We start from the raw sequence: 23921 nt of genomic DNA, 5'->3' as shown, positions 1-23921 counted from the left end.
CTAAAAAGCATTGTATTTTCCTATGAGAGTAGTAAGATTGAAATGGAAAAAATGTTCTGCCGTTTGCATTGCGTTCGATTCCTTTGATATCAAGAACTAACGTGATAAAATAATGTAGATTATTAAATAGAAATAGGAAATGCCGCTTGGCAAAAGTTGGAGGGTTTTCTAAATGTCAAAAAACGGGTCACCATGGACTAAACTTTCTGGTCCGAATTTAGGTTATGTATTGGAAATGTACGATACGTTCATGCAATCACCAGAATCTGTTGACGCAGAACTAGGTGAACTTTTTAAACAGTATGGGGCTCCATCTACAGATGAAAATCTTGTCGATTTTTCTGCAGCTGGGCAAGTTGATCCGAACCATGTAGGCAAAGTATTGGCAGCTGTACAATTAGCTGACGCTATTCGCGCACATGGTCATTTAGCTGCGGATATTTATCCGTTAAATGATCGACCAAAAGATTCAACAAGATTGGATCCTTCTTCATATGGATTGACAGATGCTGATCTTATCGAAATCCCAGCTTCTTTATTAATGAAAAATGCTCCAAAAGATATTCAAAATGGCTTGCAAGCAATTGAGCATTTGAAATCTTTCTATACGGATAAGATTGCATTTGAGTTCGCTCATATTATCAATCCACAAGAACGTCAGTGGATTCAATCAAAAATCGAATCTTCTTCTTTGAAATTAACTTTATCGACTGAAGAACGTCAAGCGTTGCTTAAACGTCTTTCGGAAATAGAAGGATTTGAAAAATTCATACATCGTACTTTTGTCGGTGCTAAACGATTTTCGATTGAAGGCTTGGATACCTTAGTCGTCTTGCTTGATGAATTAGTTCGACAATCCGAAAAACATCAAACGGAACAAATTCTAATCGGTATGGCTCATCGTGGACGCTTAAATGTCTTAACACACATTATTAATAAGCCATACGACATGATGTTTGCAGATTTTGCACACGTTCCAAATGAATCTTTCTTGCCAAAAGATGATTCATTGAAAATTACGACTGGCTGGTTTGGCGATGTGAAATACCACATGGGTGCAACGCATACTGCTAAATCTGGTCTAAAAGTAAAACTTGCTTATAATCCTTCTCACTTGGAAGTAGTTAGTCCAATCGTTACTGGACAAACTCGCGCAGCGCAAGAATCAACGACTAAAACAGGTGTACCTGTACAAAATCCAAAAGCAGCTTATTCCGTGTTGATTCATGGAGATGCAGCATTCCCAGGTCAAGGTATCGTAACGGAAACGTTAAACTATAGCCGCATTCGTGGATTCCAAACTGGTGGATCAATTCATATCATTGCCAACAACATGATTGGTTTCACAACAGAATATTACGATTCACGTTCAACTCATTATTCTTCTGACCCTGCCAAGGGATACGAAGTACCGGTTGTCCATGTTAATGCTGACGATGTTGAAGCAGTAATTGCAGTCGCACGTCTGGCATTTGAATATCGTGAACAGTTCGGTAAAGACATCCTAATCGATTTAATCGGTTACCGTCGTTTCGGTCACAATGAAATGGATGAGCCGTTGGTAACAAACCCAACAATGTATCATGCTATTCACAAACATCCAACTGTACGTGAACTATACGGCAAGCAATTGGTTGCTGATAAAGTTGTGGCAGATACAGATGTAAAAAAACTTGCTACTGACGTTCAAAAAACAATGCAAGCTGCTTATGATCGTGTAAGAGAAGTGCCTGAAGCGGTACATCAGGATATTGTCATCCCTGAAGTTGTATTGAATGGATATCCGGAAGTTCCTACAGGTGTGAAAGAAGAAACACTTGTAAAAATGAATGCTGAATTATTATCATGGCCTTCAGAATTCTCGGCATTTAAGAAACTTGAAAAAATTCTTAAACGTCGTGAAGAACCTTTTAAAGGAAAAGGGAAAATCGATTGGGCGCATGCAGAAACATTAGCATTTGGTTCGATTATCCAAGAAGGTAATCCGATTCGATTGACTGGTCAAGATGCTCAGCGTGGAACTTTTGCACACAGACATCTTGTTTTACACGATGAAAAAACTGGAGCAGAACTTGTTCCTTTACACCATATTTCGGATGCAAAAGCATCATTTGTGGTATACAACAGTCCATTGACTGAAGCAGCGGTTGTCGGTTATGAATTTGGATATAACTTAGAAAACGAAAAAGCATTAGTCATTTGGGAAGCACAATACGGGGATTTCGCAAACATGGCGCAAGTTATGTTTGATCAATTTATCTCTGCTAGCCGTTCAAAATGGGGTCAAAAATCCGGATTGGTCATGTTACTTCCACATGCGTATGAAGGTCAAGGCCCAGAGCATTCAAGTGCTCGATTAGAGCGTTATTTACAAATGGCAGGAGAAAATAACTGGACAGTTGCAAATCTATCAAGTGCTGCGAACTATTTCCATATTTTACGTCGACAAGCGAAAATGCTTGGAGAAGAAACGATGAGACCTTTAATTATTGTTTCGCCTAAATCATTGCTTCGTCATCCACTTGTGGGTGCTGAAGTAGCAGATCTTACAACTGGCCAGTTTGACACTGTGCTGGAACAACGAGGTCTTGGTGAGCAAACAGATAAAGTGGAAAGAATTTTATTGGCAAGTGGGAAAATGGCGATTGATTTAGCTGATAAAGTAAAAGATGGCAAAGATTTCGACCATCTTCACTTGATTAAAGTTGAACAATTATATCCATTCCCTTCTGAAAAAATTCAAGCAATTGTTGAACGTTATCCAAATGCGAAAGAAATCGCTTGGGTACAAGAAGAACCACAAAACATGGGCTCTTGGACATTTGCAGATCCATACTTACGTGATTTAGCTGGAACGAAGAGTGTTAGATATATTGGACGTGTTAAACGTTCAAGTCCAGCTGAGGGCGATGGTGAAACACATAAAACAGAACAATCCCGCATTATTGAAGAAGCGGTTTCACTTTAGAACGTATTGATTAGAGGAGGAAAATATAGTGGCAGAAATTAAAGTACCCGAATTAGCAGAGTCAATTACAGAAGGAACAATCGCACAATGGTTGAAACAACCAGGCGATACAGTTGAAAAAGGTGAATTCATCGTTGAGCTTGAAACAGATAAAGTAAACGTTGAAGTCATTTCAGAAGAAGCAGGAGTAGTCCAGGAACTACTTTTTGCTGAAGGCGATACAGTCGAAGTTGGCCAAGTGATTGCTGTTGTTGGTGAAGGTTCAGGTTCTGGTAGCACGACTAAGAGCCCGGTTGAAGCTGATCCTGCAGAAGCTGACGCACCAGTAAAAGATGTTGAAGCAGCTCCTAAACAACAAGCGGCACCAGTTGCTAAAGAAGAATCTTCTTCAACAGACCGCACAATTGCAAGTCCAGCTGCACGTAAACTTGCTCGTGAAAAAGGAATTGATTTACAAGCAGTTTCAACTGTAGATCCAATGGGTCGCGTTCGCGTACAAGACGTGGAAGCACACTCAAATGCTCCTAAACAAGCACCAGCTGCACCAGCACCAACGGCTCCAAAAGCAGCTGCTGCACCAAAAGCAGACGATAGCCGTGTGAAACGCGAGAAAATGTCTCGTCGCCGTCAAACAATCGCTAACCGCTTGTTGGAAGTTAAGCAATCAACTGCTATGTTGACTACTTTCAACGAAATCGACATGACAAATGTTATGGCTTTACGTTCTCGCAAGAAAGATAAATTCTTTGAAGATCATGATGTCCGTTTAGGATTCATGTCATTCTTCACAAAAGCCGTTACTTCTGCGCTTAAGAAGTATCCTTATGTTAACGCAGAGCTTGATGGGGACGAAATCCTATTGAAACAGTTCTATGATGTAGGTATTGCGGTATCAACTGAAGAAGGATTAGTTGTACCAATCGTTCGCGATACAGACCGTAAAAACTTCGCAGAAATCGAAGCGACAATCGGCGAGTTAGCTAAAAAAGCTCGTGACAAGAAGCTTCAAATTTCTGATATGACAGGTGGATCATTCACTATCACAAATGGTGGAGTATTCGGTTCTCTAATGTCTACGCCAATTTTGAACGGTACTCAAGTAGGTATTCTTGGAATGCATACAATCCAAAAACGCCCAGTAGCTATCGGTGACGAAGTTCAAATCCGTCCGATGATGTACGTTGCGCTATCTTATGATCACCGCGTAATCGATGGAAAAGACTCAGTTGGATTCCTTAAAACTGTTAAAGAATTAATCGAAAACCCAGAAGACTTGTTGTTGGAGTCTTAAGAAATAGGAAGCAGCTTCGCACACTTATGCGAAGCTGCTTTTTTGTTTCGATTTGTGCAATTGGGAGGAAGAAACAGGTAGTTTCAATCAATTTACAACAGGAAAACTGATTTTGTGCAACCGGGAGTGCGATTCTGTCTACCTGGAATGAAAAACTGTCAACCTGGATAGCCATTCTGTCTACCTGGAACACAAAACTGTCTACATAGCCATAACATTCTTTTTAGAGCAAGGTCGAAAAGATTTATGATAGATGGATTGTTGATAATCTTTAAATGCTTGCTTATACTAGAGAGAGTAAGAATTGAGGAGATGAATTATGTTACATAATGTTTGGAAAGAGACACCTACACTTAAAACAGTCACTTGCGTTCATACAAACGCAGCAAAATTCTCTGTATCGAATGTACTGACTGTCGGAAAATCATATGAAGTGAAAAATGAAACAGAAGAGTTCATTTTCGTTGTAGATAATAGTGGTCACATCGGTGGCTTTTATAAAGAATATTTTGAATAACCGATGAATCTTTCATCGGTTTTTTTGTTTTTAGCTATGCTAACTTTTGCAATTGATTTATATAAAAAATTGGGAATCTACGTCCTTTTCGGGGAAGAACAGACGAGCCTCCTCGCTCGTGCCTCACTGTGCGGTCTCGCCAGCCCGTTTTTCCGTAGGAGTTGCGCTTATTCCCATTAGGTTAATGACATTAAATATCTGTAAAACAATGTTAATAATAAATAACAATCGTATGAGTGTATTTGCGGCTAGCATGCAAAGGAATGAAGGTTAAAAACGCCACGTCGTGCTCCTGCGGTTACTCGTCGCAAAGTGCAATGCGAGAAACTTTGTGGATTCATTTTTGGCTCAAGAGGAACATGTGGCTACCGCAAATGTACGATAACCAATAGAAAAAGTAGGACAGAGCTTAGTTTATAAAGAGGTGAGCCGTACGCTTTTCTTTAGGAGGAATAATAATTGGATGCACAATCACTGGTTTTACAATCACAAACTTCTCGGAAACAGAGAACACATTCAGAAGATCATTCAACATTGATCGGACAAGGTGGGTATATGTCACCTTTACCGCATTTATGGGAGGATCTTTTACTGAGTGTTGTACTACAAAAAAACGTTTTACTGAAAGGACCTTCAGGATCTGGGAAAACGAAATTAGCTGAGTCAATTTCATCGTATTTCGCTCAACCGATGCACAGTATCAACTGTTCTGTTGACTTGGATGCAGAAGCACTTCTTGGCTTTAAAACGTTGGTGCAGGCTAATGGACAAACTAATATTGATTTTGTAGAAGGTCCCGTAATTCAGGCGATGAGATACGGACATATTTTATATATAGATGAAATTAATATGGCGAAACCTGAAACTTTGCCAATTCTGCATAGTGTCCTGGATCACCGACGTATGCTGACAAATCCTTATACTGGTGAAGTATTGAAAGCACACAAAGACTTTACCGTAATAGCCGCAATAAATGAGGGATACATCGGAACTTCACCTTTAAATGAAGCGTTGAAAAATCGTTTTATTTCTTTTGCCATCCCGTATTTAACCGGTGAACCCCTTCGTGAATTATTCGTTCGTGAATATCCTCAAGCATCACATAACCTGATAAAAACTATGCTTCATCTCTCTGAAGATATGTTCATTCAAGTTCAAAATGGTTTATTAAGTGAAGAAGCTGCTTCCATTCGCAGTTTACTTGATGCGACGGAGCTTGCTCAACACATCGATCCACTTCGTGCAATCCGTTATGCCATTGCGGAGAAGTTAGATGATGATAGTGAAAAAGAATTAGTCATGGAACTCGCGAATACTTGGGTGAAATGAGGGATGTTAATTGTCATCAGTAAATCGATTTATTCAATTTAACAATGAAACGGTAAATGCAAGACGAATGATTCAATTGGAACATTTAGCGAGAGCATTAAGCCGTGCACCATATTTAACATTGACCGTTCGTAAATTAATGGAATTCCGTCCGAAAGAAGGCGCCATTTCAATGAGCCATTTTTGGCAACATCGGGAACCTGATATTGTGCAGAATGGACAACTGTCCGATTTGTATTTACTGACAGCTGGTTTTTGGAGTCATTTCGATCTTCCTTCATGGGATCGATACAAGAAAGAAGTCGAGCACTTTCCACTAAAAGAATTTGCTTTGCAGCTCGCTTTGAGTGCTGAAGAATTCAGACTTTCCAACTTGATCCGACAAGAACGTCCCGGTACCGACAAGGCATTTACTGTAAGGGAAGATGTCTATACGACCTACCATGAACAGCAAATGAGTGTCAATTTCAACAAAGGGTTTATCAGTGATAGTCTGTTTAATTATTTGTATATAGCACTTCGTAAAGGTTCGCAAGCCACAGCGTTAACAGGAGATTATCCTGACTACTACCAACGAGTTCTTGCAAAATGGCAATTTATTTACGATGCAAAATCAACAGCTGACTGTTGCAAAATCTGTCTGGAGATTCTCTATGTCTTGGAAGAAGAGTCGACTAAGGACTTGACTCATACGTTCATGACACTACATGAAAACTTAATGGAACCTGCTTTTGAAACTAAGGGTCAGCGTGAAATCGATCAGCAAAATTCGAACGATCAAACTGCAAAGGAATCCATTGAAGAAATGTTCAGGTCGTGGCATCGTGAAAGTGAGAAACAGGCTGGGCCGCATTTAGAATTTGATTTATCAAAAGGAAATAAAGGGAAGACAGACAATGGTCGATTTGAAGAAGGGGAAGATTCCAATGAAATTCAAAGCGAAGGAGTCGGTTTTTCAAATACCAATAAAAAATCGAAACAAGATGCCACAATAGATGGTAGTGCTGAAAAGAAATACTCGAAACAATCAGGCAAGCGATTCGGTGATGAGCATCAATTCGTGACAATTGAGGAAAAAAGAATAGATCTTCAAGAAGTTTCTTCGATGAAAGGCAAAATTTTAACCATTCGTGCAGAACAAAAGCCGTTTGTGAAAGCTTTTACAAAAGAAATGCGAAAACGGATTGATCAAAAGCTTGAGAGTAAACGGACAAATTTATCAAAAGGTAGGTTAATGCCGAACTTAACCTCATTGTTAACTGAACAGCGTCCAAAACCATTCTATAAAAAAAATAATCCATCGTTACCTTTGGATGCGGTTTTTGGCCTATTGGTAGATAGCTCAGCTTCAATGATTGATAAAATGGAAGATACGAAAAAAGCCGTACTTTTATTTCATGATGTGTTGCGGGATTTAGGCATTCGGCATGATATAGTTTCCTATTATGAAGATGCTTATGAAGCCTCAGAACYAAATCAACCTAATTCATTTTTGTTTTGTCATCAAGTCGAGGATGGTTTGAAGGATCATGCAGCTGAAATTCTATCGCTTGAAGCGCACGAAGATAATCGGGATGGCTTGGCTATTCGCTGGATGGCGGAAAGACTTCAGAAACGCTCTGAGAAGCATAAATTTCTTTTGCTTTTTTCCGATGGAGAACCTTCGGCTTATGGATACGCCGCAAATGGTATAGTCGATACAGCAGAAGCAGTCATTGAAATCGAGAAAAAAGGGATTCATATGCTTCATTTGTATTTAAGTGCAGAGCAACCTGTGGAAGAACAAATGCAATTATTTCAAATGATGTTCGGGCCAAGAACCGCAACTGCCAGAAATGTCGATGAGTTCACAACACAGACATTAAGACTGTTGCGACGAATGTTATATCTCGTAGTAAAGTGACACAATAAAAAACCGTCCTCATTAGCGAGGACGGTTTTCTTGTTCTTGATGTACGATTAACAATCTCTGTTTCAATTGTTCTTCCATACGTGCAATTTCTACTTCAGCCGCTTTACGCTTCACGCGACCATCAGCCTGAATACGCAGTGTTTCTTCAATCGTTTGCAGCAAGTTTTCCTGCGTTTGTTTCAACGTCTCAATTTCTACGATGCCGCGTTCGTTTTCTTTAGCGGTTTCAAGACTGTTGATTTTCAACATTTCTGAGTTTTTCAGTAATAAATCATTTGTTGTTTTGGTTACTTGTTTTTGAGCTTCTACAGCTTTCATTTGACGGTTAAGTGTCAAAGCAATGGCAATCTGATTTTTCCATAATGGAATGGACGTCATAACAGATGATTGAATTTTCTCGGCTAACGTCTGATTTGTTTGTTGGATCATTCGGATCTGCGGAGCGCTTTGAATCGTGATTTGACGAGAAAGTTGTAAATCATATAGACGCTTTTCTAGACGATCTAAAAATTGAGCCATATCATTGACTTCCTGATAAGCCATTTGGTCAGAAGAAGCTTCCGCTTTTTGACGCAGGGCAGGGATGGTTTCATTTAGAATTTCATCCCGTTTGATTTCAGCCGCTGCAATATAAATATTCAATGCTTGAAAATACGCTTTATTTTGGTCGTACAATTTATCAAGCATTTGAACATCTTCAATCAGGCCACGTTTGGAGTGTTCGAGTTGGATGCCGATTCGATCGATTTGAGTGCTCAGTTTTTGATATTTTGTCATTAATTCCTGAACAGAACGGGAGACTTTGCCGAATAACCGTTTAATTCCAGACTTTTTTTGGTTAGATAGTTCTTCAGGGTTTAATTGCCCGAGCTTGTCCATCAGGTCTTTCAAAATATCGCCTACAGGACCGATATCTTTCTTTTGCACATGATCCAACATCTGGTGAGAAAACGAAGACAATTCCGTTTGTGCATTGGCTCCATAGGTGAGAATGGCTTCATAATTTCCAGCAGGTATTTGAGTAGCAAGAGCCAATGCTTTTTGCTTTTCTTCTTCGGACAATCGATCCAAAATCTTTACTGGAAGCTTCTCGTTGATAGGATCTTGTGCCATCTTTTGAGGTTGCATATCAAAAGGTGAATGAAGTAAATCATCTATAGTTTTCGTTTGGTTAGAAGTCGATGGATTTTGGGTCATCTGGTGTTTCTCCTTTCAATAGTAAAGGTGATGCATGATTCTTCAGTGAGATTTTGGCGAAATCTAGTTCCATTTTTAAATGTTCAATATCGGAAGATAACACTTGTCGGAGGTCTTGTTCCATTACCTGATTAAGTTCCAGCAAAGTTTCCCGTGTGTCCTGAAGGGCTATTTGAACATCTGCTGCCTTAACTGGTTGTGAAACGAGTAAAGTATATTTAGAAGTGAGTTCCACTGCAGTGTCCAGATGTGCATAGAAAAATGGCTCTACTTGATAAAACTTTTTTGGATTGGTTTTGACAATTTGAAAAATACGCTTCGCCAAACGATTCATTTCAAAAAGTTGTTTAAATGCTCTTATGGAGCGAACTTTCAGGAAGTATCCATTTAATTGATTAAGTTTAGTTTTCGCTTCTTTTAATTGCATTCTGATATGTCGATATTCAGCAAAGGTTAAACCATATTTGGATACAATCAACCTTGATTGAACGACTTTGATTACTTGATTGGAGACAGCATATGTTCCAATCGCCAATAAGCCAGAAAGCATGAAGTTTAAATTTAATCCTGACTGAAATGCGATCCAGCTACCTATAAATATAGGGAAACCGAGAAATTGTCGAGTTATAAAATATTTTATATCGATCATGTTGAAACCCTCCTTAAGAGTTCTTATCTATTACATACGGTTGGCGCGACAAAAGGTTTCATCCTTGTTATGACTAAACTTATATTAATTTTATCCAGTTATCAATCATTTCGAATTGTTATAAGGTTTATAGAAGAATGAAAGGGTGAAAAGAGAAACGAGCGAATGACTAGACGTTAGAAAATCGTTTGCTAAAATGGGATTAAGGATTGAAAGAAAAGGATGGATTAATCATGAATGAAATCATTTATATGAAAGCTGGTTACGAACCATGGTGGATGTTCTCAGGTTGGGAAGCAACCATCATTGAAAAAAAGGTGTTTGTGAATGAAGCAGAAGCGAGTATTTATTTGAATTCACTGCTTGAAAAACTCAGGAAATCTTATCCAAATGAAGCGAGTGAAAAAGGAGCTTGTTGGGCTTTCTGGACAGAAGACGAACAGGAATTTTGCGAAGCGTGTGATGATGATTTACAAGTGTATCATGGCGTTTTGTGGCTCATTAATGGGATTCCTAAACAAATGTAAATGACATAAAAAGCTATGAAAATACAAAGAATAAAATTGACAGATGTTGGGCAAATGATATAATATTCTTAACAATTGAAATTGTTTTACCGGAGACCTGAACTCACATATTTTCAGTAGTGATTGGCGTTTGCTGGTACTGTTGAATGTGTGGTTTTTTAGGTTTACAACAAATAATCACGATTGTTAACTTTATTTTTTTGGAGGTTTTGTTCATGAAACAAGGTACAGTAAAATGGTTCAATTCAGAAAAAGGTTTCGGTTTCATTGAAATTGAGGGAGAAAACGATGTGTTCGTTCATTTCTCAGCAATCCAAGGAGATGGCTTCAAGACACTTGATGAAGGCCAAAAAGTTGAGTTCGAAGTTGTCGATGGCAACCGCGGACCACAAGCTGCTAATGTAACTAAAGTTTAATTTAACAATGTAAAAGAGGCTTCCGAAATCGGATTGCCTCTTCTTTTTTTTATATGGCTTTGTTAACTTTCACAGTGATGTCTAAAAATGGAATCTGTGCCCTTTCCGCGGACAAATGTACGATAAACAACCATACCATTTAACAAAGTCTTATATAAAATCCAGCATGAATCAGTCTACAGACTCAAGCGTAGAAGTCACGCTGAATTCTGCATCGTTTTCCTGCATGATAAATTCCCGTTTGATTTCACCGAAATCTTGCACAAAATATTTACGTTGGACCGCACCACTTTCGTCCGTTTTCTCTAACACAATGACTTCATCAAACGTTTTATATGGAGTTTCAAGTGTTTGGTCAATACTTACGATTGTCCATTCATCAAACGTTATTCCTGTTTCAATAGGTGTTTGAAGAATTGTGGAAATGATAGGCAGCGACTGCAGTTCTTCATCGGTAGGAGAGTATGTTTCATAATACTCACCCTGCTCTTTAATTAAATGAATCGAATCCTCTGTAATTCGATAAGTGCGGATTACGACTGTGCCACCGTTATCCTCATAAATTGATACTGTATCATCATTGTGCCATTGAGTGCGTGCCTGATAACTGGCATATTCGTTGCCGTCACCTAAATATTTTGCAACAGTTCCATCCTTCATAAAATATCGTTTTAGATCGATTTTTTCTTCAGCAGAATCTTCGGTCTGAGGAACTTCTTCTCGAATTTCTTCTGATGGAGTACCGGTGTCAATAGGGGAGTCATCTGTAGATTTTTCACTACAAGCACTTAATAGGAGCATTAACAGCAAAACTATGGAATATTTGATTGCTGACATATCATGGACCTCCTCTAAGTAATTTATACAGTAGACGTTTGAAAGGGTCGAAACGTTTCATCCTTCTGTTTTTTTGGTATAGTAACTTGTATGGAAGGAGAATGATCATGACACAATATGAACTGAAACATGAACTGCCGACACCAAGAAAACAACAGGACTTTTATGAAAAATTACGCGAAAAAATTACCACATTTTTAGCAACACGCGCAGGTAGTGCGAGTAAATTTGCACCGTATTTATTATTTGCACCTGATTTGTTTCATTTGCTCACAAAATCCATGCTGGATCAACGCATTGATGGGAAAAGCAAAGCTTTAATCGGAAGTGGTATTTTGTATTTTATTGCACCAATTGATGTAATACCTGAAGGTTTGATTGGGCCAGGTGGATTTATTGATGACATCATAGTGGCCACGTTCGTTGTAAATTTACTATTGAATAAATTTTCTCCTGAAATACTGGAAGAGCACTGGGTTGGTGATCAAAAGTTACTGGATGCCTTGAAAAAAATTTCCGAAACCAGCGATGGACTGCTCGGTAAATTACCTGCACGATCATTACTTGGTCGATTTATAAAAAAATCAAATTAAAAAGTGCGAAGGAGAAAATCCTTCGCACTTTTTTCTGTATTATGATTTAATTCCTTGTGCTTCTTTCCACTCTAAAAATTCATCAAATGATAATTGTTTATCCAAAATTGATCCATCAGGCATGATTTCAATTACACGATTAGCAATTGTTTGAATGAACTGATGATCATGAGAAGTGAAAATCATTGCGCCTTTGAAAGCAATTAATCCATTGTTCAGTGCTTGAATTGATTCCAAGTCTAAGTGGTTAGTCGGTTCATCCAACAGCAAAACGTTAGCGTTAGCTAACATCATTTTAGAAAGCATACAACGAACTTTTTCTCCACCTGATAGTACAGCAGGTTTTTTCTTTACTTCTTCGCCAGAGAACAACATACGTCCAAGGAACCCTCGTAAGAAAGTTTCGCTTTCGTCATCTGGAGAATATTGGCGTAACCAATCAACTAAAGAATTTTCTTTTCCAGTGAAGTATTCACTGTAGTCGATAGGGAAGTATGAACGAGTAGTTGTGACACCCCAACGAATTGAACCTTCAACAGGTTGCACTTCTTCAGCCAATACACGTAGTAAAGAAGATTTTGCAATTGGATCACCAATCAAGATGATTTTGTCATCTTTATTTACAGAGAAATGAATGTTTTTAAATAATGTTTGGCCTTCATGTTCCATTGTAATATCTTGAACGGACAATACATCATTTCCGATGTCACGGCCCATTTGGAAGTTTACATATGGATACTTACGTGATGAAGGTCGGATATCGTCCAATTCGATTTTATCCAACATTTTTTTACGAGAAGTAGCTTGCTTAGACTTCGAGGCATTGGCACTAAATCGTGCAATGAACGCTTGAAGTTCTTTGATTTTCTCTTCTTTTTTACTGTTCTGATCTTGAGACATTTTAAGTGCCAATTGGCTTGACTCATACCAGAAATCATAGTTTCCTACATACACTTGAATTTTACCGAAATCAAGATCGGCAATATGTGTACAAACTTTATTAAGGAAGTGACGGTCATGGGAAACGACGATAACAGTATTTTCAAAGTTGATTAGGAATTCTTCCAACCATTGAATCGCTTTTAAGTCCAGATGGTTAGTAGGCTCATCGAGTAAAAGTACATCTGGTTTGCCGAATAGAGCTTGTGCCAGTAGAACTTTCACTTTTTCAGAACCAGTTAAATCTGCCATTTTTTTCGTGTGGAATTCTTCACCAATTCCCAAACCTTGAAGAAGGATAGCCGCTTCAGATTCTGCTTCCCATCCGTTCATGTCAGCAAACTCACCTTCAAGTTCAGCAGCACGCATGCCATCTTCATCAGAGAAATCTTCTTTCATATAGATGGCATTCTTTTCATTCATGACTTCATACAAACGTTTATGACCCATCATAACTGTTTCCAAAACAGGATACTCTTCATATTCAAAGTGATTTTGTTTTAGGACAGCCATACGTTCGTTCGGGTTCATGATGACATTACCTTCTTGTGTATCAATGTCACCTGATAAGATTTTAATAAAAGTTGATTTTCCTGCACCGTTAGCACCGATTAATCCGTAACAGTTACCTGGGTTGAATTTTATATTGACGTCTTCGAAAAGCTTACGATCTCCGAAGCGTAAACTTACATTACTTACAGCAATCATGTTTGAACCTCCTTATTTTTCACAATGCTTCTATTATATCATGAAAGGGTATAAGAATGCTCAAACTTTAAGAGTGGAATATATCTTTAATTCAAGATAAAATGAAAAGAAGGAGGGGATAACGATGAATGAAACACATCAACATGTATTTATTGAAGGAACAAATAAAAAAAACGTCTTGATATTGCTACACGGTACAGGTGGAAATGAACATGATTTGATTAATGTGGGAAAACATATCGATCCGACAGCATCCTTACTTGGAGTTCGTGGAAATGTTTTGGAGGGGGGCATGCCACGATACTTCCGACGTCTAGCAGAAGGTATTTTTGACGAGAAAGATTTGTTTTACCGCGCAGAAGAACTCCATACGTTCCTAAAGGAAGCTTTATCGCATTATGCACCGAACACTGACCTTGTCACAGTTATTGGCTATTCCAATGGAGCAAATATTGCAGCAACATTGCTGATGAAATATGAGAGAATTGTCGATCGAGCGATTTTATTCCATGCAATGGTGCCATATCGAAACAACACAGTTAAAGAAATACAGAATGCACATATTTTTATTGGGGCAGGAACAAATGATCCCATTATTCCTCGAAAAGAAACGCAGGAGTTAATTGATGTATTACGTGTTCAAGGCGCTACAGTTCAGGAAAAATGGTATAACAACGGACACCAATTGACAATGAAGGAAATACAGGATGCTCGTGATTGGTATATCTGAATTAGGTAGCCTTAATTTTTGCTTTCAGTTATAATAAGTGAATAAAAAAGTTGGTATATTATGGGTAATGTGGAAAGGGTATTTGAAACAACATTTCACGAAATGACTTGGAATGGACCTATAATTATTATGAACATATATTTCCAAATGTAAAAAGGATTTTCGGGTGGGTTTTGGGTCGTGGAAAAGCGGTGGAGCGTGACAGTCGAGGATTCGCCAATCGCATGATTGGAACACATATCGATATTACCGAGCGAAAAGAAATTGAGATTTTGCTACATAGGAGCAATGAGGAGTTGGAACGTTTGGTCGAACAAGTAAAGGGGCTTTCCATTACCGATCACTTAACCTCACTATTAAATCGACGGAAAATGGTGGAGGAAATCCGTAAGGCTCAAAATCGTTTTGAAGTGAGCGGACAGTCTTTTACTTTGGCGATATTGGATCTGGATCATTTCAAGAACATCAACGATCAATACGGGCATACATTTGGGGATATTGCCCTCCAAACTTTTGCTAACCTATTAAGACGGAAAATTATTGATCCGAATGTCGTTGCGAGGTGGGGTGGAGAAGAATTTATTATTCTTTTTCAAAACAGCAACACGCAGGAAATTCACCGTCAATTACTTTCTCTACAAGATTGCTGCAATGAAGAATTGTTAAAATACCGAATGGATCCAGTACCGTTATCATTTTCGGCTGGTGTGCATAAATATGATATCCAACAATCAATGGAAGATTTATTGAAACGTGCAGACCAAGCACTTTACAACGCAAAATCGCTTGGTCGCAAGCAAATTATTCTTTATGAGAAAGGACTTCCAATTGTGTAAGTGGAAGTTCTTTTTTTTGCAACCATTCGTCAACCCACTTCATTTCGAGTGGTGACTTGCGATTTATGTAGGATTGCAACGTTTGCAGCTGCTCATTTACCAACAGTTCCATTTCAACATAATCTTTTCTGGTTGGATATCGATTTTCTATCGATCCTTTTGTAGTAAATATAAAATAATAGGACCCTATCGTCCTGAATACGAGAATCATATTTGGAAATTCATCAAAAATAGCTTTCACTTGGTATCTTTTCGTGTAGCTCCATTGAATGAGTTTCAATTTATTCACCCTTTCACCATTTATTGTACAAATTATCAAAAGGGAACACAAGTTTGCATTCTAGATACAAAGATTCATAGTTGTGGTAGGACGTCTGATATGATTTACTTGGTGGAGAACTATTTTATTTATAGAGGGCGGAGACTATGAATTCCCAAAAATCAATGACATCATTATTAATTGCCATCTTTTTGATTGCCTTAAATTTACGACCTGCTATTACATCAATCGGGCCATTACTGGACACAATCCGTAATGATTTAAATTTGACGAACAGCGAAGTAAGTTTGTTAACGGCGGTTCCCGTAATCTGTATGGGATTATTCGCACCATTGGCAGTTCACTGGCTGAATAAATTCGGACAAAGAAGAGGCATTTCTTTATTAATCGTCTTAATAGGTGTGCTTACTTTATTGCGTGCATGGTTAAATGCCTATGTATCACTATTGGTGACTGCTTTTGTAATAGGTGTTGCCATAGCAATTATCGGACCTATTTTATCATCATTAATTAAAGAAAAATTCCCTACTCGTACTGCTTCAGCTATAGGAATCTATTCACTAGGTATGGGTGCTGGTGCAACATTGAGTGCTGGTTTAACCGGTATATTATATGTCAAGATCGGTGAAGAATGGGAGTATGCCCTAGCTTTCTGGTCTTCGTTAGCATTGTTGGCATTCTTGGTTTGGGTCGTTGCCATGAAGCCAGAAAAAGATAACTCTGTTCCGATTGAACGAGAAAATGTGACAGCATCATTCCGTTCGCCGTGGACAAATACGAGAGCATGGCTTATTTTATTGTTTTTTGGTTTTCAAGCTTCATTGTTTTTCTCATTGACGACATGGCTTGCATCTGCAGCGAGTGAACTAGGATTTAATGTGGTTGAAGCAGGTTCAGTTATCAGTGTTTTGACAGTCGCACAAATAGTAACAAACATTTTCATCCCTTTACTACTTGAGAAATTTCCGATCCGATCATTTTGGATTTATTCCGCGCTCATTATCGGGACCATTGGAATTGTTTTGTTATTGACAGGGAATATGACACTGATTTGGCCGGCAGCGATTCTCCTTGGATTTACACTTGGTGTATTGTTCCCGCTTGCATTACTGCTACCACTCGATGAAACGACAGATGCAATAGAAGCGAACGCATGGACGGCAATGGTTCAGACAGGCGGTTTTATCATGGGAGGGCTTGTTCCTTTGGCAATCGGTATTTTATACGATTGGAGCGGAACACATCAAATGACGTTCTTTGTCTTGCTCGCTTTAATTATAGGAATGTTTATAGTCACGGTCCTTTTAAATAAAGGTCATGTTAAAGAAAGCATTTGATATTTGTGAGTTCACCCGAAACATGCGACTAGCGCAAATGTGCGATAAGCGTGCCTAAATAAAAAAGCCTTGCAATCGCAAGGCTAGAAATTGAATTACTTCTTCCAATTCTCTTGGATGAATTTATCACGGCCGGACGTAGCGCGATCTTCTGCGTAATGATCCGGTTCTTTTTTATAGTAATCTTGATGATAGTCTTCTGCGAAATAAAACGTTTCCGCTGGACGGATTGGTGTGACGATTGGTTTGGAGAAACGTCCGCTCTCTGCGAGTGCTTGTTTTGATTCATTCGCGATTTCCACTTGTTCATCGGAATGTGTGAAAATCGCTGTTTTATAAGATTCTCCGCGGTCCTGGAATTGACCTCCGTCATCCGTTGGATCAATTTGCTGCCAAAAAATTTCAAGTAATTGTTTATATGTAAAAACAGATGGGTCAAACTGAATTTGTACGACCTCAAGATGCCCTGAATCTCCCTTTTTCACGTCTTCATATGTAGGATTCTCAACATGTCCACCCATATAACCTGAAATGACGGACTCTATTCCATCCCATTGATCAAAGGGCTTGACCATACACCAAAAACAACCGCCTGCAAATGTAGCTATTTCCATTTATAAAACTCCTCTCAAACCTGCATAGACCGTATTGTAGCACTTGCATCCTCTGTGCTCAACAACTATGATTGAAGAGGAAAAAAAGCAACTTTTTTGGACTTATTTCGTTCTATTATATGAAAAGTATGAAAGGGGGGAGCGTTTTGGAAGAACAAGTTCCAAATCGTCGTTCCATGAGAAGGAAAAGAAAGTTTCGTTTCGGTAGATTTTTTATGACTCTTCTATTTTTGGCTGCAATAGGAGTAGCTATATATTCATTCGTTCAGTTTAAAGCTGGTCAAGAGCTGGCTTCCAATACAGGAAAAAATGATATTGAGTTCACAGGTGATCCGATGGATGTAAAAAACCCATCCATTGAGAATGTTTTGGTTCTTGGTGTAGATACTCGGGGAGAAGAACAATCCCGTTCTGATACCATGATGCTGGTTTCGTGGAATAAAGAAACCGACGAAGTGAATGTTGTGTCGTTCATGCGAGATATTTACGCTCAAATTCCAGGATACAAATCCTATAAGCTGAATACTGCATACTACTTAGGTGACGTACAACTTGTCAAGGATACGATTTCAAGTATGTTCGGCGTGCCAATCCACCATTATGCGCTGATAGATTTTAAAAGCTTTGAATCGTTGGTTGATATTGTTGCACCAGACGGTGTCGAAATAGATGTCGAAAAAGCGATGTCCGAGAAAATTGGGGTTTCTCTTGAACCTGGAGTTCAACAGTTGAATGGGAAGGAACTTTTAGGATATGCACGGTTCCGTGCAGATGCTGAAGGGGATTTCGGACGAGTTGCGAGACAGCAAAAAGTTATGGAAGCATTAAAAGATGAAATCATGAGTCCTTCCAATGTAGCTCATTACCCGAAATTTGCAGGAGCCATCCATGGTTATGTTCAGTCTGATTACTCATCTACAGATGAAGTCAAACGAGTACTAAGCCTGGCGTTCAGCGGGGGAGTAGACATTAATAAAATGACCATCCCTGTGGAACATAGTTATGATTTTGGGTCATATCCAGGTGTAGGATCTGTCATTGAAATAAATCTAGATGAAAATAAGCAGGCTTTAAGTGAATTCCTAGGAATGCGATTGCGTTGATAAATTGATTATCAGCGCAATTTTCCTGTAAAATTAGTTTTATCATAATCATTCTTTAGATTATGAGAATTCGAAAGTGGGGACATGATATGCAACCAGAAAAAACATCCTTTTTTTCTACTAGATTCATTCAGTTTCTAGGTGGGAGGAATACACTATATTTAATGTTATTGATCTTATTATTGGGTTTGATTATATGGATCTTTGATGTCGTTTCGTTTGTTTTTTATCCCATGCAAGTGTTTTTGGCTAATGTCGTATTGCCTGTCATTTTAGCAACCATTGGGTATTACCTTTTACGTCCTTTACTTCGGCTTCTGATACGGTTGAAAATACCGAAAATCTGGGGCATTCTTATTATTTTCTTAGGGTTAATCGGCCTCATCACCTTATTAATCTTACTTGTGTTTCCGTTCCTAAAAACGCAGTTAACGAATTTGATTCAAGATTTCCCTGGATATTTCATGGAACTTGTTATATCTGTTGATGCCTTTCTTAAAACATCAATCTTTTCGAGTTACTATGCTAATCTTGAATTTGATGTAAATATAATACTTCAACAACTACCTGAGAATATCGGAAATACCCTTCAGGATGCTGTGGGTGGAGTTGCTAGTGGGATTGGGAAAGTAATCTCCACTTTGACAGGTTTAATATTGGCGATTGTAACCGTACCATTTATTCTGTTTTACTTGTTGAAAGACGGAGAAAAGTTACCGCAATATATTCTGAATTTATTGCCTCCACGCATGAGAGAAGATACGCGTCAGGTAATGAAAGATGCAGACAAACAAATCAGTGCCTATATTCAAGGACAAATTTTGATCGCGTTCTGCATTGGATCTATGGTGTTCATCGGTTTCCTTATTATTGGTATGGACTATGCTTTGCTTCTAGGGGTTTTAGCCATGGTTACTAGTGTAGTGCCCTATTTAGGACCGATTATTGCAATCGCACCAGCAGCTGTAATTGCTGTCGTTACATCCCCATTCATGCTGTTTAAATTGGCGATTGTGTGGACAGTCGTACAATTAGTAGAAGGGAAGTTTATTTCTCCCCAGATTATGGGTAAATCACTACATATACATCCAATTACCATTATTTTTGTTTTATTGACTGCGGGTTCATTGTTTGGAGTTCCAGGCGTAATTTTAGGGATTCCAGGGTATGCTTTACTTAAAGTATTGGTCACGCATATTTATAAGTTATTTAAGCGTAGATACAATCGACATGAAACTGAGCTTGATCATCATTATTGATAATGGACATAAGATAAGTGAATTAGTTGGAATGGATGGAATGGTTTCTATGACAGGGAGGAAGACATGATGTTGAAAAAGTTTTTGTCTACAATTGGTATTGGTTCAATGAAAGTAGATACTGTTGTAGACAAACCTGAAATTGCGCACGGAGAATCACTATCAGGTAAAATTTATATTGATGGTGGTCAAAGCGAACAAGTTATTGAATTCATTAAACTAGAAGTATTGTTGAGAAAAGAAGGACATCGGGAAGACAGTGATTTTGATGTAACTGAAGAGTGTGTGGCGAAACACACCATTGAAATGGTAGGCTCAGTAAAATCAAAAGAAACCCGTATGGTGCCTTTTGAATTGATGCCAGATGAACGCTGGGAGCTAACAGATGAAACCGCAAAAATGTATTTACGCACATCAGTACATATCATTAATGCGGTGGATGTGCAGGATGAAGATGAAATTGTTTACGGTAAAGATTTAGGTTAAGAAGTAAGCCATTCCCAACAAACAGGGGATGGTTTTTCTTATGTGTAATAGTTGTGGAATACAAACACATTCATTGTAAGTTACTTGGTATTGATTATTGTTGTAAAATGCAAGTATCTCACTTTGCATTAATTTGCATAATGCAAGTGTGTAACAAATCAGTATTTTCAAGGAAAAGAGCGTTTATTACCCATGAAAATTATATTGGTAAGGTCAATTAATTGAAGTGTTAAATGAAAAAAGAGAGAATGGGAAAGTGTAAAATATGTAGACACTGGAGGAATAACAAAAATGAAAAATAACTTGCAAGCATGTACAACTTTACATAATGGAATCAAAATGCCTTGGTTCGGATTAGGCGTTTTTAAAGTTGAAGAAGGAACTGAGGTAATAGAAGCTGTGAAGACTGCTATCTTAAAGGGATACCGCAGCATTGATACTGCTGCTGTATATCAAAACGAAGAGGGAGTGGGTGAAGGTATCCGTCAGGGAATGATAGAAACCGGTATTTCACGAGAAGAATTATTCATCACTTCTAAAGTGTGGAATGCAGATTTCGGATACGAAACTACTTTGGACGCTTATGAAACAAGCCTAAAAAAATTAGGCTTGGATTACTTAGATCTATACTTAATTCACTGGCCAGTAGAAGGAAAGTATAAAGATACTTGGCGAGCACTTGAAACTATCTATACTGAAAACCGTGTAAAAGCAATTGGAGTAAGTAATTTCCATATTCATCACCTAAAAGATGTAATGAAAGATGCAACAATCGTTCCGATGGTCAATCAAGTTGAATACCATCCTAAATTGACTCAGGAAGACCTGCGTGCGTTTTGCCAACAAAACAATATTCAACTTGAAGCTTGGTCACCCCTTATGCAAGGGCAATTACTTGATGATGTGAAACTTAAAGAAATTGCTGAGACACATGGAAAATCCGTGGCACAAATCATCTTGCGTTGGGATCTTCAAAATGATGTTGTGACCATTCCAAAATCAATCAATGAACATCGTATTGTTGAAAATGCATCTATTTTTGACTTTGAGCTTTCGGCAGAAGAAATGGAGAAAATTTCTTCACTCAATGAAAACAAACGTGTAGGTCCAGATCCAGATAACTTTGATTTTTAATAATAATTATCACGCCGCTCACATGATTGAGCGGTGTTTTTTGTCTCTCAAATTCTTGGGCATTCCTCACACCACTTTTCTTGCTGCACATATCCTATAGAACATCTTGAAGTAGGGATACCCTCTTCAAACAAAAGGATGCAAGAAAGGAGAAGAAATCTGATGGGTGTTGAATTAACAGCGTTGCATTGGATTTATGTCGTTTTTATCTTTTTAATCATCGGCTTTATGGTGATGAGACGTGATACAACCATAGTAAGTATCGTCGGTATTTTTCTAATTGCCATTACTGCCACTGGCTCATTGAGTGGCTCAATCAGTAGTATTTTTAACAGCTTCATTTTCGCGATTACAGAATTATTGCCAACGATACTTGTTATCTCAATCATTGTCGCGATGAGTAAAGTTCTGACAACGACCGGAATCAATGATGTGATGATTTCACCGTTTTCGAAACTCATTAAGACCCCTGCATTGGCTTATTGGACAATCGGAATCTTAATGATGGTCATTTCATGGTTTTTCTGGCCGTCTCCAGCTGTAGCATTGATGGGCGCTGTATTACTTCCAATCGCACTTCGAGTAGGCTTGCCTGCACTCGGGGTTGCCATGGCAATGAACTTATTCGGGCACGGAATTGCGTTATCAGGTGATTTCATTATTCAAGGAGCACCAAAACTGACCGCGGATGCTGCGGGGCTTCCAGTTGGTGATGTCATCAGTGCAAGTATTCCTCTAGTTATTGTGATGGGTCTTGTTACCACGATCACTGCGTTTTATTTCTTGAAACGAGACTTAAAATCCGGATTGTTAACAGCAACTACAGGAATATCAGCCATGCCAACAACGGAACCGACTGAGCATCAATTAACGTTGCTATCCGCAGGACAAAAGCGCTTTTTTGCACTCCTGATCCCTGTACTGTTTGCACTCGACGTGATTGCGATGTCCATTCTTGATTTACAGGGTGGCGATGCAACCGCATTGATAGGCGGTACATCTGTTTTCATCCTCTTATTCATTACAATGGTCAGCCATAAAAATAAAGGGCTTGAAAAAGCTACAAGTTACTTTATCGAAGGTTTCCAATTCGGTTTTAAAGTGTTCGGTGCAGTCATTCCGATTGCTGCATTCTTTTATCTGGGTGATGCAGGGTTCAATAAAATAATCGGTGAACTATTGCCGAAGACTTCACATGGCATCGTCAACGACCTTGGTGTAGCTCTTGCATCACTCGTTCCATTAAGTAAAGAGGTCGGTGCAGTTACTTTGACGATTGTTGGCGCCATAACTGGCTTGGATGGCTCGGGGTTCTCGGGTATTTCTCTGGTAGGTTCTGTTGCCACTATCTTTGCTAATGCAATCGGTGCCGGTGCAGCTACTTTGACCGCTCTTGGTCAAATTGCAGCCATATGGGTTGGCGGAGGGACGTTGGTTCCATGGGCTCTAATTCCAGCGGCAGCTATCTGTGGTGTCGATCCATTTGAACTTGCGAGAAGAAACCTTCTTCCTGTAACAATCGGGTTGGTTGTTACAACAATCGTAGCCATGTTTTTAATATAATTAATGATATCCGGACCCTCTGAAATTGGAGGGTCTTTATTTTTTGATAATCTGGAAGTTGTTCACCAAACTGTTGTTTCTATTAAATGCTAAAATACTACATAGATACGTTAGTGATACGGAGGTTTTCAAATGATTAAAAGATTAGTGATTACGGGTTATAAACAGCACGAGATTGGTGTTTTCGACGATAAACATCCAGGCGTAGGTTTTATAAAGAAGGCATTAGAAAATCGTCTCCTTGAACTAATTGACGATGGACTGGAATGGGTTATTGTCAGTGGGCAGTTAGGGGTCGAAACGTGGGCAGCGCAATTGGTTATTGATTTGAAGCAATCATTCCCGCATTTAAAATACGCAGTCATTACGCCTTTTCTTGAGCAAGAAAAGAACTGGAATGACAGCAAAAAAGAAATGTATCAAACGATATGTGCAAATGCTGATTTTCAAACAAGTGTGACGAAAAAATCTTATGAAGGTCCTTGGCAATTTATCGAAAAGAATAAATTCATAATACGAAATTCTGACGGTCTCCTGATCATTTATGATGAGGAAAATGAAGGTTCACCAAAGTTTATGAAAGAACTGGCCATGAAATATGCAGAACGTCATGACTATCAAATCATTACAATAACAGCTGACGACTTACAGTTAGTAGCGACAGAAGAACAACAAAACCAGTGGTCAGAATAAATT

23 protein-coding genes are annotated in these 23921 nt (G+C 38.6%); 17 read left to right on the top strand and 6 right to left on the bottom strand.

Annotated features, from left to right (window positions below; genetic code table 11):
* The first annotated feature begins 172 nt into the window (after positions 1 to 172).
* The 5 genes from AC1DSK_RS15290 (at position 173) to AC1DSK_RS15270 (ending at position 8008) form a co-directional block, all read left to right on the top strand.
* Positions 173 to 2968 (top strand): 2-oxoglutarate dehydrogenase E1 component, encoded by a 2796-nt coding sequence (locus AC1DSK_RS15290; RefSeq protein ID WP_477547603.1) that lies wholly within the window; start codon positions 173 to 175, stop codon positions 2966 to 2968.
* A 28-nt stretch (positions 2969 to 2996) separates the two neighbouring features.
* Entirely contained in the window at positions 2997 to 4259 is a 1263-nt protein-coding gene (odhB, locus tag AC1DSK_RS15285; protein WP_477547602.1) for a 2-oxoglutarate dehydrogenase complex dihydrolipoyllysine-residue succinyltransferase, read from the top strand.
* A gap of 319 nt (positions 4260 to 4578) precedes the next feature.
* Complete coding sequence (locus tag AC1DSK_RS15280; RefSeq protein WP_016427309.1) at positions 4579 to 4776, top strand: DUF6501 family protein; 198 nt, start codon at positions 4579 to 4581, stop codon at positions 4774 to 4776.
* Positions 4777 to 5235: 459 nt separating this feature from the next.
* Positions 5236 to 6105, top strand: coding sequence for an AAA family ATPase (locus AC1DSK_RS15275; RefSeq protein WP_477547601.1), 870 nt, complete (start codon positions 5236 to 5238; stop codon positions 6103 to 6105).
* Between the two features lie 10 nt (positions 6106 to 6115).
* A complete protein-coding gene (locus tag AC1DSK_RS15270; RefSeq protein WP_477598353.1) occupies positions 6116 to 8008 on the top strand; it encodes a vWA domain-containing protein in 1893 nt (630 codons plus the stop codon).
* A gap of 21 nt (positions 8009 to 8029) precedes the next feature.
* Here AC1DSK_RS15270 and AC1DSK_RS15265 read toward each other — a convergent pair whose 3' ends face one another.
* Positions 8030 to 9214, bottom strand: a complete 1185-nt coding sequence (locus AC1DSK_RS15265) for a toxic anion resistance protein (RefSeq protein WP_477547599.1) — start codon at positions 9212 to 9214, stop codon at positions 8030 to 8032.
* Positions 9189 to 9863, bottom strand: coding sequence for a 5-bromo-4-chloroindolyl phosphate hydrolysis family protein (locus AC1DSK_RS15260; protein WP_477547598.1), 675 nt, complete (start codon positions 9861 to 9863; stop codon positions 9189 to 9191). The genes AC1DSK_RS15265 and AC1DSK_RS15260 overlap by 26 nt, the downstream gene beginning before the upstream one ends.
* A 233-nt stretch (positions 9864 to 10096) precedes the next feature.
* Here AC1DSK_RS15260 and AC1DSK_RS15255 point away from each other — a divergent pair, with 233 nt between their 5' ends.
* Both AC1DSK_RS15255 and AC1DSK_RS15250 read left to right on the top strand, forming a co-directional pair.
* Positions 10097 to 10390 (top strand): DUF1033 family protein, encoded by a 294-nt coding sequence (locus AC1DSK_RS15255; RefSeq protein ID WP_477547597.1) that lies wholly within the window; start codon positions 10097 to 10099, stop codon positions 10388 to 10390.
* 215 nt (positions 10391 to 10605) lie between these two features.
* Entirely contained in the window at positions 10606 to 10806 is a 201-nt protein-coding gene (locus AC1DSK_RS15250) for a cold-shock protein (RefSeq protein WP_016427303.1), read from the top strand.
* A gap of 171 nt (positions 10807 to 10977) precedes the next feature.
* Here the strand turns inward: AC1DSK_RS15250 and AC1DSK_RS15245 are convergent, their stop codons facing one another.
* Entirely contained in the window at positions 10978 to 11643 is a 666-nt protein-coding gene (locus tag AC1DSK_RS15245) for a hypothetical protein (protein WP_477547596.1), read from the bottom strand.
* Between the two features lie 107 nt (positions 11644 to 11750).
* On the opposite strand from AC1DSK_RS15245, the gene AC1DSK_RS15240 reads away from it, so the two are divergent.
* Entirely contained in the window at positions 11751 to 12236 is a 486-nt protein-coding gene (locus tag AC1DSK_RS15240) for a YkvA family protein (protein WP_477547595.1), read from the top strand.
* 39 nt (positions 12237 to 12275) lie between these two features.
* Here the strand turns inward: AC1DSK_RS15240 and AC1DSK_RS15235 are convergent, their stop codons facing one another.
* On the bottom strand, positions 12276 to 13883 hold the full coding sequence (locus tag AC1DSK_RS15235; RefSeq protein WP_016427300.1) for an ABC-F family ATP-binding cassette domain-containing protein: 1608 nt from the start codon (positions 13881 to 13883) through the stop codon (positions 12276 to 12278).
* 124 nt (positions 13884 to 14007) lie between these two features.
* Between AC1DSK_RS15235 and AC1DSK_RS15230 the strand changes: the two genes are divergently transcribed.
* Positions 14008 to 14613, top strand: a complete 606-nt coding sequence (locus AC1DSK_RS15230; protein ID WP_477547594.1) for an alpha/beta hydrolase — start codon at positions 14008 to 14010, stop codon at positions 14611 to 14613.
* 173 nt (positions 14614 to 14786) lie between these two features.
* Entirely contained in the window at positions 14787 to 15449 is a 663-nt protein-coding gene (locus tag AC1DSK_RS15225) for a GGDEF domain-containing protein (protein WP_477547593.1), read from the top strand.
* Here the strand turns inward: AC1DSK_RS15225 and AC1DSK_RS15220 are convergent.
* Entirely contained in the window at positions 15415 to 15738 is a 324-nt protein-coding gene (locus tag AC1DSK_RS15220; RefSeq protein ID WP_477547592.1) for a hypothetical protein, read from the bottom strand. The genes AC1DSK_RS15225 and AC1DSK_RS15220 overlap by 35 nt on opposite strands.
* A gap of 137 nt (positions 15739 to 15875) precedes the next feature.
* Here AC1DSK_RS15220 and AC1DSK_RS15215 point away from each other — a divergent pair, with 137 nt between their 5' ends.
* The gene (locus AC1DSK_RS15215) at positions 15876 to 17066 is read left to right on the top strand and encodes an MFS transporter (RefSeq protein WP_477598351.1); all 1191 of its coding nucleotides are present in this window, start codon (positions 15876 to 15878) and stop codon (positions 17064 to 17066) included.
* A gap of 95 nt (positions 17067 to 17161) precedes the next feature.
* On the opposite strand, the gene msrA is transcribed toward AC1DSK_RS15215, so the two are convergent.
* The gene (gene msrA, locus AC1DSK_RS15210) at positions 17162 to 17680 is read right to left on the bottom strand and encodes a peptide-methionine (S)-S-oxide reductase MsrA (RefSeq protein ID WP_477547590.1); all 519 of its coding nucleotides are present in this window, start codon (positions 17678 to 17680) and stop codon (positions 17162 to 17164) included.
* 146 nt (positions 17681 to 17826) lie between these two features.
* Here msrA and AC1DSK_RS15205 point away from each other — a divergent pair, with 146 nt between their 5' ends.
* From AC1DSK_RS15205 to AC1DSK_RS15180, 6 genes are all read left to right on the top strand, one after another.
* Positions 17827 to 18783, top strand: a complete 957-nt coding sequence (locus AC1DSK_RS15205; RefSeq protein WP_477547589.1) for an LCP family protein — start codon at positions 17827 to 17829, stop codon at positions 18781 to 18783.
* Between the two features lie 89 nt (positions 18784 to 18872).
* On the top strand, positions 18873 to 20042 hold the full coding sequence (locus AC1DSK_RS15200) for an AI-2E family transporter (protein WP_477547588.1): 1170 nt from the start codon (positions 18873 to 18875) through the stop codon (positions 20040 to 20042).
* 69 nt (positions 20043 to 20111) lie between these two features.
* A complete protein-coding gene (locus tag AC1DSK_RS15195; RefSeq protein WP_477547587.1) occupies positions 20112 to 20528 on the top strand; it encodes a sporulation protein in 417 nt (138 codons plus the stop codon).
* A 291-nt stretch (positions 20529 to 20819) separates the two neighbouring features.
* A complete protein-coding gene (locus AC1DSK_RS15190; protein ID WP_477547586.1) occupies positions 20820 to 21662 on the top strand; it encodes an aldo/keto reductase in 843 nt (280 codons plus the stop codon).
* A gap of 162 nt (positions 21663 to 21824) precedes the next feature.
* Positions 21825 to 23225 (top strand): hypothetical protein, encoded by a 1401-nt coding sequence (locus AC1DSK_RS15185; protein WP_477532094.1) that lies wholly within the window; start codon positions 21825 to 21827, stop codon positions 23223 to 23225.
* Positions 23226 to 23357: 132 nt separating this feature from the next.
* A complete protein-coding gene (locus AC1DSK_RS15180; protein ID WP_477547585.1) occupies positions 23358 to 23918 on the top strand; it encodes an SLOG family protein in 561 nt (186 codons plus the stop codon).
* The last annotated feature ends 3 nt before the right edge of the window (positions 23919 to 23921 follow it).

The sequence above is a fragment of the Paenisporosarcina sp. P4_B8 genome (assembly GCF_056402175.1).
The sequence above is the reverse complement of the archived record's forward strand: the minus strand, read 5'-3'. Positions and strand labels throughout refer to the sequence as shown.